Origin of the sequence: Lysinibacillus sphaericus OT4b.31, from assembly GCF_000392615.1 — a bacterium.
Lineage (GTDB): Bacteria > Bacillota > Bacilli > Bacillales_A > Planococcaceae > Lysinibacillus > Lysinibacillus sphaericus_B.
Genome location: NZ_KB933398.1, coordinates 3,287,166 through 3,303,471, shown reverse-complemented (window position 1 = coordinate 3,303,471; position 16,306 = coordinate 3,287,166). Strand labels below are relative to the sequence as shown.

Sequence of the window (16,306 nt, the reverse complement as noted above, 5' to 3'; positions counted from 1 at the left end):
TAAAATATATACTTTCATAGTAACTTGTAAAACACACACAAACTCACTTTAGTAGTGATTTTCTGTGTGTTTTTAAATTGTGTACGAATTGTGTGGGTGCCAGGCACCTTTTGTACTAAAATAGAGATATCGCAGTTAGAGGGAGTGTTTCTTGTGTTTTCATCGATGAAAGCTTGTACAGATTTTATTTTTACATTAAAGGCAGTTGACCATAAGCGTGCGCCACTCGTTATGATGCGCGAAGTTTTAGCACGTTTGGATAATCCACAGGAAAAGCTACAAACGATTCATATCGCAGGTTCAAACGGCAAAGGTTCAACGGTAACTATGATGCGGGAAATATTAATAGAGGCTGGATACACTGTAGGGACTTTTACATCTCCACATTTAGAGTGTGTCAATGAACGAATGACTATTAATGGAAAACAGATTCCGGACGCACAATTTTTAAGGTATATGAACAACATTGCTGCAATCGTTGAGACGAATTATGATGGGGACTATCCTAGTTTTTTTGAGGTCGTAACACTTATCATGTTCCAGTATTTTGCGGAGGAAGCCGTTGATTTTGCACTTATTGAAACGGGTCTTGGTGGCCGCTTAGATGCAACGAATGTTATTACGCCATTAGTGTCAATCATTACGACCATTTCATTGGAACATACAGCGTTTTTAGGAGATACTTTTGCGAAAGTAGCCTTTGAGAAAGCAGGCATTATAAAAGAAGGCGTGCCTGTAGTAGTAGGTGTAAAAAATGGCGAGGCACTTGCAGTTATTAAACAAGCTGCACTAGAACGTCATGCTGAATGTCACGTTATTGGAAAGGACTTTATCGTAAATGCAAATAAGCAAGAAGTTGCTATGCAGCACTTTAGTTACCGCAAAGCTGATGTTGAGATAAATGATATTCAGTTGAAAATGGCTGGACCACATCAAGTAGCTAATGCCAGCCTGGCAATCACTGCTATACTATTATTACAGGAAAAGGGACATCTTGAAGTATCACAGACATCCATACTTCATGCATTGCAAAAAACGCAATGGCCAGGCCGCTTTGAACAATTTACCGACAATATTGTACTAGATGGCGCCCATAATTCAGAAGGCACAGCTGCTCTAATTCACACACTACAAGTTGTATATCCCAATCAACATTATCGGTTTATTTACGCAGCGTTATCTGATAAAGATCATGCGCATAGTATTGCTTTAATGGATGCAGTTGCAACAGCTATGTCATTTACACAAATAGACCTACCGAATGCTATGCCTGCAGTAAAATTAGCTGCTTTGTCACAATATCCCGATAAGGAATATAGTGAAAATTGGCGGGATATGGTCCGTGCAGTTATACAAAAAAAGAAGGAACAAGATATTGTGGTCATTACAGGTTCGCTCTATTTCATAGCTGAAGTTCGACAATGGCTACAGGAGGAAGAGCGATGATTCCAAAATTTGATATTTATAAAGAAAAGTGGGCTGTAAAAAGCGATGATGTCATCAAACCAGGTCTTGCTGCGATTGAAGAAGCATTGGCGCTTGTGGGCAGTCCAGAGAAAAATCTGCAAATTGTTCATTTAGCTGGCACGAACGGCAAAGGCTCAACACTTACATTCATAGAGTCAATTTTAAAGGAGCATGGATTACGTGTTGGCAAATTTATGTCTCCTTGCATTTTAGATGTTCATGACCAAATTCAAGTAGCGAATCGACCTATTTCAGCTGAAGAGATGGACCGGGTGTTTCAACAAATGCAATTAGCGGGACTGAGTGGTAAGTTAACAGATTTTGAGCTCCTTACTGCTGCGGCATTTTTACATTTTGTTAATAGTAATGTGGATGTGGCTATAATCGAAGCAGGGATGGGTGGTTTATTGGATAGTACGAATGTGGTGACGCCAATTGTTTCGATTATTCCGAGCATCGCGTTAGAGCATACGACCTATTTAGGTAATACTATTGAGAGTATTGCTCATCATAAAGCAGGTATTATTAAGCAGCACCAGCCTGTTATTATCGGTGATCTACCGCTTGAAGCGAAGGCAGTTATCTATGAAAAAGCACGTTTGAAACAAGCGACTGTTCTTGAACTAGGTCATCAATTTAATGTAGAGCATACGAAGCATGGTGAGTGTTATACGAATGATGAAAACGGTTTGCGTATAGCCAATCTATTGCGAAAAATGAAAGGGCCGCATCAAGCAAATAATATGGCCCTAGCCATTACTGCGTTTTTTGAAGTGGCAACTGCATTGGATGTACCAATAAGTATACAAGGTATTCAAAATGGTATTAATGAGGCGAAAATATTAGGGCGCTTTGAAGAAATCATGCCCTATATTATATTAGACGGTGCACACAATCCAGCGAGTGCGGAAAAATTGGTCGCTACAATTCGGCAGGAATTCCCAGAGGAGATGATTACTTTCGTTATGGGCATTCTTGCAGATAAAGATGTAAAAAAGGTACTCAATCAGTTAGAACAAGTGAGTGATTGCTTTTATTTTGTTGATTTCTACAATCCGCGTGCCATGTCGGCAAAAGATATGGTGGAACTCTCTAGCGCTTCTCAAACAGAAGTGTTAAGTGATTATGTTCAATTTTTACAAACACAATCGGAAAATAACTGCAGAACTGTAGTATCTGGTTCATTGTACTTATTAACAGAAGTACGTAACAGATTAATTGGAAACAGCTAAAGTGTGGTTCTGTAGCCACACATCATGAGAAGCAGCACCTTTTACAATTAAATGCACCCTCAATTTTTATGTTGAGCCTTTCACAATATGTCTGTGGAAGGCTTTTGTCATTTTTTAAGTTCAGAAAATGGCATTCTCCTACTTGACTCGAGCGGATGTAGCTTGTAGCCGAGCGTTAAGGCAGTTTGGAAAGCGAGTGGCTTTTTCCGGACTTGAATATTCTTACTTTCTATAGTTTTTAGCCTTCCACAATATGTCTGTGGAAGGCTAAAAGGTCTTTGCAAGGAGGTAATTACACACATCTTCATATTGAAATTTATTTTTAAAAGTGCAAAAGAGAGGATGCCTTCATGAAAATGTGGCGTAACAACGATAGGCTGTGGTAAAACTTTTGCCAACATTGTAGGCAATTTATATGTTGAAACCTCCAAAAATACTATTAATTGAAATGCAGTAAATTAGCATTTTCACATATTTTTAAACATATACTAATATGAAATCATAGACGACAATAGTCTTGTCTTTTTTTATGTTTATTTTGATACGTTAAGGAAGAGGTGAAGGACGTATGAAAATTGTTAGTCAGGTAATAAAAAAACAAGTATTTCGCGCAATGCTAATTGGGGGTATTGTAGGACTATTTGGTGTTGCCATATTTTTAGGAATTCTCCAAGCAAGTACTCAGTTTTCTTTAAAGCAGGATAGTGAAGTAGCAAGTGAAGGTGCACAGAAAGAGACAATTCCGACAGCAGGTGGTACCGCAAACGCGTCGATGCTGTATGCAAGTCAAGCAGGTGTATTTTCTAATTATGAAAGTGCAAGTGCATTTTTAGCAGAATATCCAGCATTAAAAGAAAGCGCCATTGTAGAGGTAGATGGCAAATATTATGTTTGGACAAGTATTGCGATAGAGGAAAGTCAACTCGTTTTTTTAGAAGCTCCTGCCACATTTAAAAAAGTGTTTAGTGTTACTGGTGATAGCTGTAAAGAAGCAACGATTAAAGAACTTCCGGTCGTGTTTGCTGATAAAAAGGCTACAAAATTAAATTTTAAGGACAACGCAAAAGATTCAACGCTGCCTCCTGATTGGCAAACTGTAGGTGCAGCAGTTTCTTCTATTTCCAACGATATAAACATCATTCGCTTACATTTATTTGCTCATTATAAGAAGAATAATACTTGTCTCCAAATTAAATTTTGACTATGAAATATAGTGAAATAGGCATTATCTTCATTTTTTGAAAATTTTCAAATACCTAATTCTCCGTTATGATAAGTATAAGGAGGAATGGTGAGATAATGTTTACAACAAGACACAAGCTAGTACTTGCCTCTGCTTCACCACGCCGAAAGGAATTGCTTGCTATGCTAGCGCTTCCCTTCGATATTGTTACGAGTGAAGTAGAAGAGACAAGCGTCCAAGCAGCAACAATGCAAGATTATGTAAAAGGTGTAGCACTTTTAAAAACACGCGATGTAGCAAAAAAAGTGCCGAATGCAACGATTATTGGTGCAGATACTATCGTAGTTTTTGACAATGAGCTACTGCATAAGCCAAAAACACGTGAGGAAGCGATTTCTCACTTAACACGATTATCAGGTGCCCGTCATGCGGTTATGACAGCAGTTGCTATTATTAATCCTGATGGACAAGAAACAACATTTGTAGAACAAACAACTGTTGTCTTTAACGAATTATCACAGGAGCTTATCGAAGCATATGTAGCCTCAGGAGACCCTTTTGATAAAGCGGGTGGTTATGGCATTCAAACTGCTGGTACCCTTTTAGTTAAGCAAATTGAAGGTGATTATAACAATGTTGTTGGCTTACCACTTGCAGCGTTGTTTACGCAATTGGTAGCACTTCATATTATCCAATTTGCGAGGGAGTGAAGATTTTTGCCAACAGATGTATTACCAAGCATGATGATACGAGATGTGCATATTGCAGATCGACCACGTGAGAGACTGTTAAGACAAGGAGCCATGAGCTTATCGAATCAGGAGTTACTGGCTATTTTACTAAGGACAGGAACGAAAGAAGAGTCGGTTCTTGTCCTTGCGAATCGTGTATTAGGTGCTTTCGAGCATTTACATCATTTAAAGCATGCGACGATTGAAGAAATGGTGGCTATTAAAGGAATTGGAGAGGTGAAGGCAATTCAGTTATTAGCTGCGATTGAGCTAGGCCGACGCTTAGCTCAAAAGCACAATGATGAAAAATATACGATTCGATCCCCGCAAGATGCCGCTGCGTACTTGATGCCTGATATGACTTCCCTTAACCAAGAACATTTCGTTGCGCTCTTTCTAAATGTGAAAAATCAAATTATTCATAAACAGACAATTTTTATAGGTAGCTTAAATGCCAGCATCGTCCATCCAAGAGAAATTTTCCGAGAGGCTGTAAAACGTTCAGCTGCTTCTCTTATTTGCGCGCACAATCATCCTAGCGGCGTACCGACACCGAGTCCAGAAGATATTGAGGTAACAAAGAGAATTCAGGAAGCGGGCTATATTATTGGCATTGAATTGATTGATCATGTTATCATTGGTGATCATCAATATATAAGTTTAAAAGAAAAAGGGTATTTTTAGCTCTGCAAGCAATTTTGCAGAGCTTTTTGAGGTCATTAACTAAGAAGAAATAACACTGATGTGGAAGAACTTAAATTTCTAGCAATATTTTGTCACGCCTCTCAAGCCTAAGCAATTTGCGCAAGTCCTTGTTGGCAGTCTGATGTTCTTGAGACAATGAAAATTAATGGTCATTAATTTAATTGCGAACCTTTTTTGATGAATGACGTTAATGTAGTTGGTAGAAATAACTTTATGATTCACAAAAATTGGTAGCCTATTAGACGTTGTCTTAGATGAATAAAAATTATATGCTAATCTATACGTACTATTTTAAGTTTAAGAGGGATGAAAATAGTATATTTTCCGCAAGATGAGGTGTATGGCACTATAAATTCTTGGGTTTTTCCGTTATAATGAACGGTATGATTTTATGTCAACGAAAGTATGGCTTAAATAGAAAGGGAGTACACAATTTGTTTGGATTAGGTAGTAAAGATGTCGGGATTGACCTCGGCACAGCGAATACATTAGTGTTTATTAAAGGGAAGGGAATCGTTCTACGCGAACCTTCAGTCGTAGCAAAAAATACGAAAACTGGCGATATCGTCGCAGTTGGTAATGATGCAAAAAATATGATAGGACGTACACCTGGCTCAATTGTAGCCATTCGTCCGATGAAAGATGGCGTTATTGCTGATTTTGATATTACAACAGCGATGATTGAGTATTATTTAAAAGAGGCTTCTAAAAATTCTGGTGGGAATTGGAAGAAACCGAATATAATGATCTGCGTGCCTTACGGAATTACTTCTGTGGAACAACGTGCGGTCATCGATGCGTCACGTCAAGCGGGTGCAAAAGAGGCTTTCACGATTGAAGAACCTTTTGCGGCAGCTATTGGTGCGAACTTACCAGTATGGGATCCAACGGGTTCAATGGTAGTCGATATCGGTGGTGGTACTACAGAGGTAGCTGTTATTTCGTTAGGTGGTATCGTAACAAGTGAATCGGTACGTGTCGGCGGGGATGCAATGGATCAAGCAATCATTTCATATATCCGTAAATCATATAACTTAACAATCGGGGAACGTACTGCAGAGGCTGTCAAAATCGAGATTGGTACAGCATTTGCTGAGGGTCCTGAAGAGAAAATGGAGATTAGAGGTCGTGACCTATTAACTGGTTTACCAAAAACGATTGAAATATCATCTCAGGAAATTTCAGAATCATTACGTGAAGCAGTATCATCCATTATTGATGGTGTGCGAAAAACACTAGAACAAACTCCACCTGAATTGTCTGCAGACGTGATGGAACGCGGCATCGTGCTAACGGGTGGTGGAGCACTTTTATCTAATTTAGATAAAGTCATTAGCCGTGAAACGAATATGCCCGTATTTATCGCAGAAGATCCATTAGACTGTGTTGCTATTGGTACAGGTAAGGCTTTAGATAATATTGATTTGATTCGTCGACAACAAGTAAAAGGTTAAGGAGGTTTAGGCAATGCCACATTTTTTTTTCAATAAGAAATTAATATTGCTGCTCGTGGGCATGGTTTTTCTTGTGGCATTGATTAGCTTCTCATTACGTGATCGAACGAATGCAACTTTACCAGAGCAAATTATTAAAGATACTGTCGGCGTCGCACAATCCATTGTTGCGAAGCCGGCGAATTATATTACGGGTATTTTTAACGATATTGACTCCCTCTTAAACACGTACGAAGAAAATAAACGTTTAAAAGCGCGCTTAGAAGAATTTGCAGCTGTACAAACCGAAGCATTGGCTATGAAAAAAGATAATGATAAACTTAAAGAGCTCCTCGATAAAAAGGAAAGTTTAAATGCATTTAATCCAATTCAAGCAACGGTTATTGCTAGAAATCCTGATCAGTGGGAAGAGAAGATTATTTTAAATAAGGGTTCCTCTCATGGTGTGGAAAAAAATATGGCAGTTATGACAGCGAAAGGATTAGTCGGTAAGATTACTTTAGTGACTCCTTTCACCTCTGAGGTAGAGCTTTTATATACAAATAATCCAAACTATCGTGTTTCTGCGATGGTTTTAGGAGAAAAAGAAGCATACGGTTTAATCGAGGGCTTTGATAAAGAGCGTAATGAACTCATTATGAAGCGAATCGATTCAAGTTTAACAGTTAAAGAAGGCGAGCAGGTAGTTTCATCAGGACTTGGCGGTATTTTCCCAAAAGGAGTGCCAATCGGAGAAATTACTGAAGTAAGTACAGATGATTTTGGCTTAACGAAAATGGCCTATGTTAAACCATCTGCTGATTTTTCAATTATAGATCATGTTGTCATTGCGAAACGTACAACGACAGTAATTGATGGTTCCGATGGCAAGGCAACGAATGAGGATTTATCAAATCCGCAAAAGGCGAGTGAGGAGGAGGCTGAATGATGGTTCGATTTCTCATCCCCTCTGTGGCGGTTTTGTTATTTTTACTAGAACCAGAGTTTGCTATGCTTTCACCAATTGAATTGAAGGGGCACATTTTTTACTTAGTTCCTCGATTTTTAATCTTATATTTAATATTTATATCCATCTATTACAGCCGTCAAAGAGCGGTAATGTATGGACTTTTTTTTGGTGTCTTGTATGATGTGTTTTACATTGATATTATTGGATTATATTCTGTGCTTTATCCACTAATCTGTTTTTTAGCTGGTTCTATTGTAAAAATTATTCATCAGCACTTAGTTGTGACAACGACGATTTCAGTTGTTTTAGTAGCAATTTTAGAGTTTGTACTTTATCAATTCTTTTATCTAATAGATTTTACAACGATACCATTAACGGATTTCTTACGTTCACGACTACTACCAACGATCATTGCAAATGCGTTATTTTTAATGATTCTTGGTTGGGCCTTCAAATATTTAATTAATGCGCGTGTCTTACAGAGAGCACGTGAAGTTTCTTAATAAGAGCAACGTGAGGTGAGGCATTCATGAAAAAACAATTAGTTAATATGAAGGGGACAAAAGATGGTTTTGTTCTCCGCTTAGACGATCAGTGTGCGTATACCGAAATAATAGAAGAGTTAAAGAGAAAAGTTTCAGAAGGCGGTATCGATGGTAAAGTAGATGTACAATTACATTTAGGCAATCGATACTGTTCTGATGAACAAATAAAAGAGCTCGTGAAAATCGTTCAGGAAACGGAACAACTAATCGTATCTAAAGTGCAAAGTGATGTACTGACTGTCCATGAAAGCAACCAGAAAATGATAGAAAGTCAACAAGATACATATATAGGTGTGGTCAGATCGGGGCAAATACTCCGTTCTTCCGGGGACATTATTATTATTGGCAATGTCAATCCGAATGGACGTGTAGAAGCTGGTGGCAATGTGTATGTCCTAGGCAAACTAAAGGGAATTGTGCATGCTGGTGTACATGGTAATAAGGAAGCAATCATTGCTGCCTCTCGTTTAGAAGCCACACATATAATGATTGCCGATCAGGTTGAGGCAATGTCAGATGAGCATGTAAAAGCTATCAATCAAGCAGAGATGGCTTGTGCTTTTATCGGCTATGATGGGCGTATTACGTACGATCAAATTCATGCGTTAAAAAATATTCGACCATTGTTAAATGTGTCTAAGGGAGGAAGCTAGTGTGGGAGAAGCGATCGTCATAACTTCAGGTAAAGGCGGTGTCGGGAAAACGACGACAACGGCTAACCTTGGGACTGCATTGGCTCTACAAGGGAAAAAAGTATGTTTGGTTGATACGGATATTGGATTACGAAATTTAGACGTAATTCTTGGTCTGGAAAATCGTATTATTTATGATTTAGTTGATGTGATTGAAGGACGTTGTAAGATACATCAAGCTTTAATTAAAGATAAACGTGTTGATGACAAACTATTTTTACTACCTGCTGCTCAAACAACAGATAAAAATGCTGTGACACCTGAGCAGATGAAGAGCTTAATAGAGGAATTAAAAAGAGACTATGATTATATTTTAATAGACTGTCCAGCAGGTATCGAACAAGGCTATCGTAATGCTGTAGCGGGTGCAGATCATGCAATTGTAGTAACGACACCTGAAATTTCAGCTGTGCGTGATGCAGATCGTATCATTGGGCTGCTAGAGCAAGAGGAAATTACGGCACCCAAACTAATTATCAACCGTATTCGTCAGCATATGATGAAAAACGGTGATACATTGGATGTTAATGAAATTACAACTCATTTGTCGATTGATTTATTAGGTATCATCGTCGATAGTGAGGGTGTTATTTCGTCATCAAACAAAGGGGAACCAGTAGTGATGGACCCTGCCAATAAAGCATCTTTAGGTTATCGTAATATTGCACGACGCATATTAGGAGAATCGGTGCCGCTTATGGCAATTGAAGATGAGCATAGAGGGATGTTTTCAAAATTTAAAGCATTATTTTCAAGATAACGAAGACCTTTTCGTGCAATTGCGCGAAAGGTTTTTTCTTGTTTAGGAACTACAAAACAAGGAACTATCGAGTGTGTACGAGTACTTTAGCGTATTGATTTCTTGCAAGCATTCGTTACCTTAGGACAAGTTTTTTGTTAGCAACAATCGCGTGTGAATGTGCTTTTTTGTGCATGAACGGACATGCAACCTCATATAGTGTGAAAAAAGGATGAGGGCTTGTTTAAAAAATGGAAATGGATTGTCATGATATTACTCGTAGCTGCAATCATGCTCGTTATTCGTTTAGAAGATCAAGGTGTATTAGAAACACCTGTGAGAAAGCTTGTAACGACATCAGCAGATATAACCTATTTAAGTGAGCTTGGGAAAAGTTGGTTAAATAAAGAAGAGGAAACCATTATGGTATCCAGTGATGTAGGGCAAACTGAACTATTAACTTTCACCAATGCACAGGTTTTCAAAGAAGGTTTTATGATGCAGTATGATGTCGGGCTTCCTGTGTATGCTGGGCAGAGTGGACTAGTTGTTTTTACAGGTCATACAAAATATACAGGCAAAACGATGACCATAAGCTATGAGGATGGCACAACGGTATCCTATGGGATGCTCGATAGTTTAGCTCAATTGCCGTATACAACGGTGCAGGCAAATGATTTAATTGGCATGAAACAGGCTGGGCAACTGTACTTATCGATAGAAAAAGATGATACTCACTATAGTTTAGAACAAATAGTACAGTGGCTTCAAACAGAAAAAGATGAAGATTAAATTGCATATATTATGTATCCCTCTGGTATTTGTCATGATTTTAAGTGGTCAAATTGCTTACTATGCTATTATTCTATCCTCGTTACTCTGGCATGAAGTAGGGCATTTATTGGCTGCAAAAATTTGTGGTGTAAAGGTAAAATCGTGTGTCATTACACCGTATGGGGGGGAGATTGAATTTGATAATCCAGCGGTTGTGCAGGCAACATCACTACTATGGATTGCATTAGGAGGACCAATCGCTACGTTATTAGGGATTGGTCTCGCTTTTTTTATGCCCGAGCTACTTGCTACTAAACTTATCGAGGTACAGCTTGTATTGTTGGCTATAAATGTATTACCCATTCTTCCGCTAGATGGCGGAAGAATAATGATAGCATGTTTATTTTTATTTTATCCGACTGTGCGAGCATTTGAACATTACTACTCGTTTTGTCTTGCAATTGTGACGCTATTATTTATCATCACATTAGGTTACTTGCCACAGTCTATTTTTTTAGCTGTTCTTTGTTTATTTATATGGCTTCAAGTAATCAAAGAATGGAATTACCGAAAATATCGTTTAGCTTTTGAGAAATATGTTATGAACAGGTTGACTTGAGAAATTCCATATGGTAATATTTTAATGTTATTGTTTGTAGCACCCGTGCTACTACAACCGCTCTGGGAAGGTTAAAGTATCGTATGATCACCTTCATATACAGGCGAGTCTGAGTCTAAGAGGAGGTGCAGTAAAATGTACGCAATTATTGAAACTGGTGGTAAACAAATCAAAGTAGAAGCTGGTCAAGAAATCTATGTTGAGAAATTAGGCGTAGAAGCTGACGAAGTTGTAACTTTCGATAAAGTTTTATTCGTAGGTGGCGAAAACGTTAAAGTTGGAGCTCCATTCGTAGAAGGCGCTACAGTAACAGCTAAAGCTGTGAAAGAAGGCCGTCAAAAGAAAATCGTTGTTTTCAAATTGAAAGCTAAAAAGAACTACCGTCGTAAACAAGGTCACCGTCAACCTTACACAAAATTAGTTGTTGAGTCTATCAACGCTTAATTGTGAGGTGTAACGAGTGATACAAGTTACGATACATCATGATGAAAATAGACATGTGTCTGCATTTGAATTTTCAGGACATGCTGAGTACGACGAATCTGGTAAAGATTTAGTATGTGCGGGGGCATCTACCATTGCTATTGGTACGGTAAATGCTATTTATGCACTACTACAATTACAACCGGAAGTGGAACAAGCAGCTGAAGGTGGAGGCTATCTAAAGGTAGATTTACCAACAGATTTAGAGCCTGAAATTGATGCAAAACTGCAATTAATTGTCCAAGTAATGACAGCTCAAGTGTATTCTATGGTGCAAAATTACGGGCAATATATCCAAATCAACTACAACCAAGTAGGAGGTGGAACAGAATGAAATTGTTATTAGCATTAGACCTTCAACTTTTCGCATCGAAAAAAGGGGTAGGTTCTACTAAAAACGGACGTGACTCTGAGTCTAAACGTCTTGGCGCTAAACGTGCTGATGGCCAATTCGTAACTGGTGGTTCAATTCTTTACCGTCAACGCGGCACAAAAATTTACCCAGGTACAAACGTAGGTCGTGGTGGTGATGATACACTATTTGCTAAAGTTGACGGCGTTGTTAAATTCGAACGCTTAGGTCGCGATCGCAAACAAGTATCTGTATACCCAGAAACTCAACAAGCTTAATTTTCATAAATATGATCATAAAGCGGAGGGCTGCATATATTGCAGTCCTTTTTTTTCTTCAAAAAGCATAATTGTTATGAGGAATTAAGAGAAAAAAACGTCAAAACTTGTTATACTAATGAAGATAACTTTATTGGAGTGAATGGGATGAACAGTCAATCACTAACCATTAGTGAAGTATTACGTTTTGCAAATCATGATTATGTGAATCAGCTTCAACTAATTCGCATGAATTTAGATTTAGGTAGAATCGATGAATCAAAGAAACTTATTCAAAATTTTTCTGAACAATTACGGGTGCTTTCTAGCATAAATCGACTACAGTTACCACAAACGATGGAGTGGCTACAAACAGCAAATTGGTGCTATCCTTCGTTACCAATGAAAATAAGTGGTGAGATTAACAAACCTGTCACGAATAATATAGATGCGGCAGTTGTAGAATACTTAAATAAAACAGTTATGCATGTTTATGATACATTAGATCCATTTACCGAACAGAGCTTAGCGATTGATGTGCGTGTTGACGCTCATACATTTGCTGTAACGTTCACCCTAAATGGACGCTGGAGTGCTGATGCATTCACCGAAAAAGGTTTGAAACAATTCGACATTCAAACAGTGGAAGAGACAAATACGTCTTGGATATATGTATTGAGTGCAAGCAGGGAGTGAATTAAATGTTTGTCGATCACGTCAAGATTTATGTAAAAGGTGGCGACGGTGGGGATGGAATGGTAGCCTTCCGTCGTGAAAAATTTGTACCGAATGGTGGTCCCGCTGGTGGCGATGGCGGTCACGGTGGGAACGTTGTGTTTCAAGTTGAAGAGGGTCTGCGTACGTTAATGGATTTCCGTTACAAACGTAACTTCAAGGCTGACCGTGGTGAGCATGGTATGAGTAAAGGGATGCATGGTAGACGCGCAGACGATTTAATCGTTAAAGTACCACCAGGCACAGTCGTAATGAACGAGGAAACAGGCGTTGTTATTGCCGATTTAGTCGAGCATGGTCAACAAGCGATTATCGCAAAAGCTGGCCGTGGTGGTCGAGGGAATTCTCGCTTTGCAACACCAGCCAATCCTGCTCCAGAACTTTCTGAAAAAGGTGAGCCAGGACAAGAATTAAATGTTATATTAGAGTTGAAAGTACTGGCAGATGTAGGTTTAGTAGGCTTTCCAAGTGTAGGTAAATCAACATTACTATCTGTTGTTTCTGCGGCAAAGCCAAAAATAGGTGCCTATCATTTTACAACAATCGTGCCAAATTTAGGTATGGTTGAAACAGATGATCATCGTAGCTTTGCAATGGCCGATTTACCAGGTTTAATCGAAGGTGCGCACGAAGGTGTAGGTCTTGGTCACCAATTCCTCCGTCATATTGAACGTACACGTGTTATCGTGCATGTAATTGATATGTCAGGCATGGAAGGTCGCGATCCTTATGAAGATTACTTAACAATCAACGATGAGTTAAAACAATATAATCTTCGTTTAACAGAGCGTCCGCAAATTATTGTGGCAAACAAAATGGACATGCCAGATGCAGAGGAAAACTTAGAAATTTTCCGAGAAAAAGTGGGCGAAGATGTAAAAATCTTCCCAGTATCTGCAGTTTCACGCCAAGGCTTAAAGCCGGTATTATTTGAAATTGCAGACTTACTGGAAGTGACTCCTGAATTCCCATTATTCGATGAGCTAGATGAAGAATCTGATGCAACGGTACTTTACAAACACCAATCTGAAGCAGATTCAATCGAAATCTCTCGTGATCCTGATGGTACATTCATTCTTGGTGGATATGCTATTGAGCGTATCTTCAAAATGACAGACTTCAGCCGCGAGGACGGTGTACGTCGTTTTGCACGCCAATTACGTGGTATGGGTGTCGATGAAGCATTGCGTGAACGTGGTGCACAAAATGGAGATATTGTACGCTTATTAGAATTCGAATTTGAATTTGTCGACTAAGAATAGGTTTTAGGGGGAAGAGTATGAAAAACGTTGCTAACCAGCGATATTATTTAGTTCGTGAAGACGTTTTGACAGATGCTATGCAAAAAACTTTGGAGGCGAAACACTTACTTTCAAGTGGTACGGTATCTTCCATATGGGATGCGGTAAAACAAGTGGATTTATCGCGTAGTGCGTTTTACAAATATCGTGATGCTGTTTTTCCTTTCCACTCTATTGTGCAAGAACGGATTTTAACAGTCTTTTTACAGCTTCAGGACCGTAAAGGAACACTTGCAAAGCTTTTAGAAACTGTAACAAACACGCATTGCAATATACTGACAATCCATCAAACGATTCCAATTCAAGGTCGTGCCAATGTTACACTGTCTTTAGATGTAACAAGTATGAGCTGTGAGCTTGATGATTTAATGCATCAGCTAAAGCGTTTAGATTTTGTAGAGTCTGCGGAAGTTATTAGTTCTGGCGCATTGTAAAAGGGGTGGCTCAGAGTTATATCTGAGTCACCTCGTTCTGTAGGCATGAAAACTTTTTCAAAGAAAGGGCTTGTCATAGGCCCCTTTCTTTTTTAGCAAGAGTTTTCGAAAAATTAAGACGGATGTATAGCTACCTATCGTAGCGAAGGAGGTAAATTCAATGACAGAGCAAAATTGGGAGAAACGAATCGCCTATTTAGGACCAGAGGCATCTTTTACATATTTGGCAACAAAAGCTATTTTCCCTACTGAATGGTTAGTCCCTTGTGCATCGATTCCAGAGTGTATTGAGGCAGTAGCAGAGGGAAAAGTTGATTTAGCAGTTGTACCACTAGAGAATGCGTTAGAGGGCTCAGTGCCATTAACCCTTGATTATTTATTCCATGAGGCGACACTTTATGTAACAGGTGAATTACAACTGAAAATTCAGCAACATTTAATGGTGAACAAAGCACAACAGGACAACTGGGAGTCCATCGAGGGTATATATTCGCACCCTCATGCGCTAGCTCAATGTCATAAGTACTTGTTCTATCGTTTCAGTGATGTTCCGTTACATCAAACAACATCAACAGCGGCAGCGGCAAAGTATGTCTCTGAAAATCCGACTGAGTGTATCGCAGCAGTGGGTAACGCGGTAGCGGCTGAAAGATATGGCTTAGACATCGTGCAATCAAATATTCATGATTTTCATTTTAACCATACTCGCTTCTTTGTATTATCAAAACAAAACAAGCGATTGCCGCAGGAATTATCAGATGGACAGGCAAAAACAACCTTCATGATTACTTTGCCAACGGACCGTTCAGGGGCGTTGCATCAGGTACTTTCAGTATTTGCATGGCGCCAGCTAAATTTAAGTAAAATTGAATCGCGTCCATTAAAAACAGGACTGGGTGATTATTTCTTTATGATTGATGTATTAGCGGATGAAAAAGAACCAATGATGCGAGGTGCTATGGAAGAGTTAGCAGCTCTAGGCTGTAAAGTGAAGTCACTTGGTACATACTTTACGTATCTAACATCAGACGAGGCTTAATATTGGTTAGGAGGGATTTTAGTGGCTGGTGTTATTTTGTTTGACGGAGTTTGTAATTTTTGCCATAGCAGTGTACAGTTTGTTATTAAACGTGATCAGGCTGCTTATTTTCAGTTTGCCTCTATTCAAAGTGAGGTTGGACAGGAGATTCTGGCAACATATAAAGTTCCGGGAAACATAGATAGTGTTATTTTAGTAGAGCATGGGAAAGCTTATTTTGAATCCACGGCAGCTCTTAAAATTAGTCGGCGTTTAGATGGCTTGTGGCCTAGCTGTTATGCTTTCATTGTCATCCCTCCTTTTATCCGAAATGTCGTCTATAGAAAATTTGCTAAAAATCGCTATCGTCTTTTCGGTAAAAAAGAAGCGTGTCTATTACCAACACCTACTCAACGAAAAAGATTTCTCTAATTACGCTGGAGCGTCCAATTTTTTGGACAGCTCCGTTTTTGTGTGATGATCGGTCTGTAAATTAAGATGGCTCCTTATTATAGTATGTCATTTAATAATGATAATGATTTACTGGTAGATGCGCTTGGCAAGAGGATTCATACACCTGAAAATAACCGTTAAAAAGAGGAGTCCCATTTGCTTTTGGGATCCCTCTTTTTTAGA

Annotated in this window: 20 protein-coding genes and 1 other annotated feature; all 20 genes read left to right on the top strand. The window is 38.8% G+C overall.

From position 1 onward, the window contains the following. Window positions 1–153 precede the first annotated feature (153 nt). Entirely contained in the window at window positions 154–1,446 is a 1,293-nt protein-coding gene (locus tag H131_RS15220; RefSeq protein WP_010860063.1) for a bifunctional folylpolyglutamate synthase/dihydrofolate synthase, read from the top strand. After that, a complete protein-coding gene (locus H131_RS15215; protein ID WP_010860062.1) occupies window positions 1,443–2,699 on the top strand; it encodes a bifunctional folylpolyglutamate synthase/dihydrofolate synthase in 1,257 nt (418 codons plus the stop codon). The genes H131_RS15220 and H131_RS15215 overlap by 4 nt, the downstream gene beginning before the upstream one ends. Window positions 2,700–3,267: 568 nt before the next feature. After that, complete coding sequence (locus H131_RS15205; RefSeq protein WP_036130461.1) at window positions 3,268–3,900, top strand: hypothetical protein; 633 nt, start codon at window positions 3,268–3,270, stop codon at window positions 3,898–3,900. 98 nt (window positions 3,901–3,998) lie between these two features. Continuing rightward, window positions 3,999–4,592 carry a Maf family protein gene (locus H131_RS15200; protein WP_010860061.1) on the top strand — a complete coding sequence of 198 codons (594 nt, stop codon included), beginning with the start codon at window positions 3,999–4,001 and terminating at the stop codon, window positions 4,590–4,592. Between the two features lie 33 nt (window positions 4,593–4,625). Further along, window positions 4,626–5,297, top strand: coding sequence for a RadC family protein (gene radC / locus H131_RS15195; protein WP_196228928.1), 672 nt, complete (start codon window positions 4,626–4,628; stop codon window positions 5,295–5,297). Between the two features lie 455 nt (window positions 5,298–5,752). Continuing rightward, on the top strand, window positions 5,753–6,772 hold the full coding sequence (locus tag H131_RS15190) for a rod shape-determining protein (RefSeq protein ID WP_036130458.1): 1,020 nt from the start codon (window positions 5,753–5,755) through the stop codon (window positions 6,770–6,772). Between the two features lie 13 nt (window positions 6,773–6,785). Continuing rightward, a complete protein-coding gene (gene mreC / locus H131_RS15185; RefSeq protein WP_010860058.1) occupies window positions 6,786–7,700 on the top strand; it encodes a rod shape-determining protein MreC in 915 nt (304 codons plus the stop codon). Next, on the top strand, window positions 7,700–8,224 hold the full coding sequence (gene mreD / locus H131_RS15180) for a rod shape-determining protein MreD (protein ID WP_010860057.1): 525 nt from the start codon (window positions 7,700–7,702) through the stop codon (window positions 8,222–8,224). Before mreC ends, mreD begins: the two co-directional genes overlap by 1 nt. Before the next feature lie 26 nt (window positions 8,225–8,250). Beyond that, the gene (minC, locus tag H131_RS15175; RefSeq protein ID WP_010860056.1) at window positions 8,251–8,919 is read left to right on the top strand and encodes a septum site-determining protein MinC; all 669 of its coding nucleotides are present in this window, start codon (window positions 8,251–8,253) and stop codon (window positions 8,917–8,919) included. 1 nt (window position 8,920) lies between these two features. Next, a complete protein-coding gene (gene minD, locus H131_RS15170; RefSeq protein WP_010860055.1) occupies window positions 8,921–9,718 on the top strand; it encodes a septum site-determining protein MinD in 798 nt (265 codons plus the stop codon). Window positions 9,719–9,937: 219 nt separating this feature from the next. Then, window positions 9,938–10,489 carry a M23 family metallopeptidase gene (locus H131_RS15165; protein ID WP_036130452.1) on the top strand — a complete coding sequence of 184 codons (552 nt, stop codon included), beginning with the start codon at window positions 9,938–9,940 and terminating at the stop codon, window positions 10,487–10,489. Between the two features lies 1 nt (window position 10,490). Further along, window positions 10,491–11,090, top strand: coding sequence for a site-2 protease family protein (locus H131_RS15160; RefSeq protein ID WP_230491857.1), 600 nt, complete (start codon window positions 10,491–10,493; stop codon window positions 11,088–11,090). 45 nt (window positions 11,091–11,135) lie between these two features. Beyond that, window positions 11,136–11,211 (top strand) — a sequence feature (ribosomal protein L21 leader region). 14 nt (window positions 11,212–11,225) lie between these two features. Continuing rightward, window positions 11,226–11,534: a 50S ribosomal protein L21 gene (rplU, locus tag H131_RS15155; RefSeq protein ID WP_010860053.1), complete on the top strand. Its 309-nt coding sequence runs from the start codon at window positions 11,226–11,228 to the stop codon at window positions 11,532–11,534. Between the two features lie 16 nt (window positions 11,535–11,550). Further along, on the top strand, window positions 11,551–11,907 hold the full coding sequence (locus H131_RS15150) for a ribosomal-processing cysteine protease Prp (protein ID WP_036130449.1): 357 nt from the start codon (window positions 11,551–11,553) through the stop codon (window positions 11,905–11,907). Beyond that, window positions 11,904–12,203: a 50S ribosomal protein L27 gene (gene rpmA / locus H131_RS15145; RefSeq protein ID WP_010860051.1), complete on the top strand. Its 300-nt coding sequence runs from the start codon at window positions 11,904–11,906 to the stop codon at window positions 12,201–12,203. Before H131_RS15150 ends, rpmA begins: the two co-directional genes overlap by 4 nt. Window positions 12,204–12,350: 147 nt before the next feature. After that, window positions 12,351–12,878, top strand: coding sequence for a Spo0B domain-containing protein (locus H131_RS15140; RefSeq protein WP_036131575.1), 528 nt, complete (start codon window positions 12,351–12,353; stop codon window positions 12,876–12,878). Between the two features lie 5 nt (window positions 12,879–12,883). Continuing rightward, on the top strand, window positions 12,884–14,173 hold the full coding sequence (gene obgE, locus H131_RS15135; RefSeq protein ID WP_010860049.1) for a GTPase ObgE: 1,290 nt from the start codon (window positions 12,884–12,886) through the stop codon (window positions 14,171–14,173). Window positions 14,174–14,196: 23 nt separating this feature from the next. After that, a complete protein-coding gene (locus H131_RS15130) occupies window positions 14,197–14,652 on the top strand; it encodes an ACT domain-containing protein (protein ID WP_010860048.1) in 456 nt (151 codons plus the stop codon). Window positions 14,653–14,812: 160 nt separating this feature from the next. Beyond that, window positions 14,813–15,691, top strand: coding sequence for a prephenate dehydratase (gene pheA / locus H131_RS15125; protein WP_010860047.1), 879 nt, complete (start codon window positions 14,813–14,815; stop codon window positions 15,689–15,691). 21 nt (window positions 15,692–15,712) lie between these two features. Next, window positions 15,713–16,102: a thiol-disulfide oxidoreductase DCC family protein gene (locus H131_RS15120; protein ID WP_010860046.1), complete on the top strand. Its 390-nt coding sequence runs from the start codon at window positions 15,713–15,715 to the stop codon at window positions 16,100–16,102. The last annotated feature ends 204 nt before the right edge of the window (window positions 16,103–16,306 follow it).

What these genes read in the sequence shown, in the direction of transcription:
- H131_RS15205 (WP_036130461.1), top strand. Translation starts at nt 3,268, where the DNA reads ATGAAAATTGTTAGTCAGGTAATAAAAAAACAAGTATTTCGCGCAATG.
- H131_RS15140 (WP_036131575.1), top strand. Translation starts at nt 12,351, where the DNA reads ATGAACAGTCAATCACTAACCATTAGTGAAGTATTACGTTTTGCAAAT.
- minC (WP_010860056.1), top strand. Translation starts at nt 8,251, where the DNA reads ATGAAAAAACAATTAGTTAATATGAAGGGGACAAAAGATGGTTTTGTT.
- obgE (WP_010860049.1), top strand. Translation starts at nt 12,884, where the DNA reads ATGTTTGTCGATCACGTCAAGATTTATGTAAAAGGTGGCGACGGTGGG.
- pheA (WP_010860047.1), top strand. Translation starts at nt 14,813, where the DNA reads ATGACAGAGCAAAATTGGGAGAAACGAATCGCCTATTTAGGACCAGAG.
- rplU (WP_010860053.1), top strand. Translation starts at nt 11,226, where the DNA reads ATGTACGCAATTATTGAAACTGGTGGTAAACAAATCAAAGTAGAAGCT.
- H131_RS15215 (WP_010860062.1), top strand. Translation starts at nt 1,443, where the DNA reads ATGATTCCAAAATTTGATATTTATAAAGAAAAGTGGGCTGTAAAAAGC.
- mreC (WP_010860058.1), top strand. Translation starts at nt 6,786, where the DNA reads ATGCCACATTTTTTTTTCAATAAGAAATTAATATTGCTGCTCGTGGGC.
- mreD (WP_010860057.1), top strand. Translation starts at nt 7,700, where the DNA reads ATGGTTCGATTTCTCATCCCCTCTGTGGCGGTTTTGTTATTTTTACTA.
- H131_RS15130 (WP_010860048.1), top strand. Translation starts at nt 14,197, where the DNA reads ATGAAAAACGTTGCTAACCAGCGATATTATTTAGTTCGTGAAGACGTT.
- rpmA (WP_010860051.1), top strand. Translation starts at nt 11,904, where the DNA reads ATGAAATTGTTATTAGCATTAGACCTTCAACTTTTCGCATCGAAAAAA.
- radC (WP_196228928.1), top strand. Translation starts at nt 4,626, where the DNA reads ATGATACGAGATGTGCATATTGCAGATCGACCACGTGAGAGACTGTTA.
- H131_RS15200 (WP_010860061.1), top strand. Translation starts at nt 3,999, where the DNA reads ATGTTTACAACAAGACACAAGCTAGTACTTGCCTCTGCTTCACCACGC.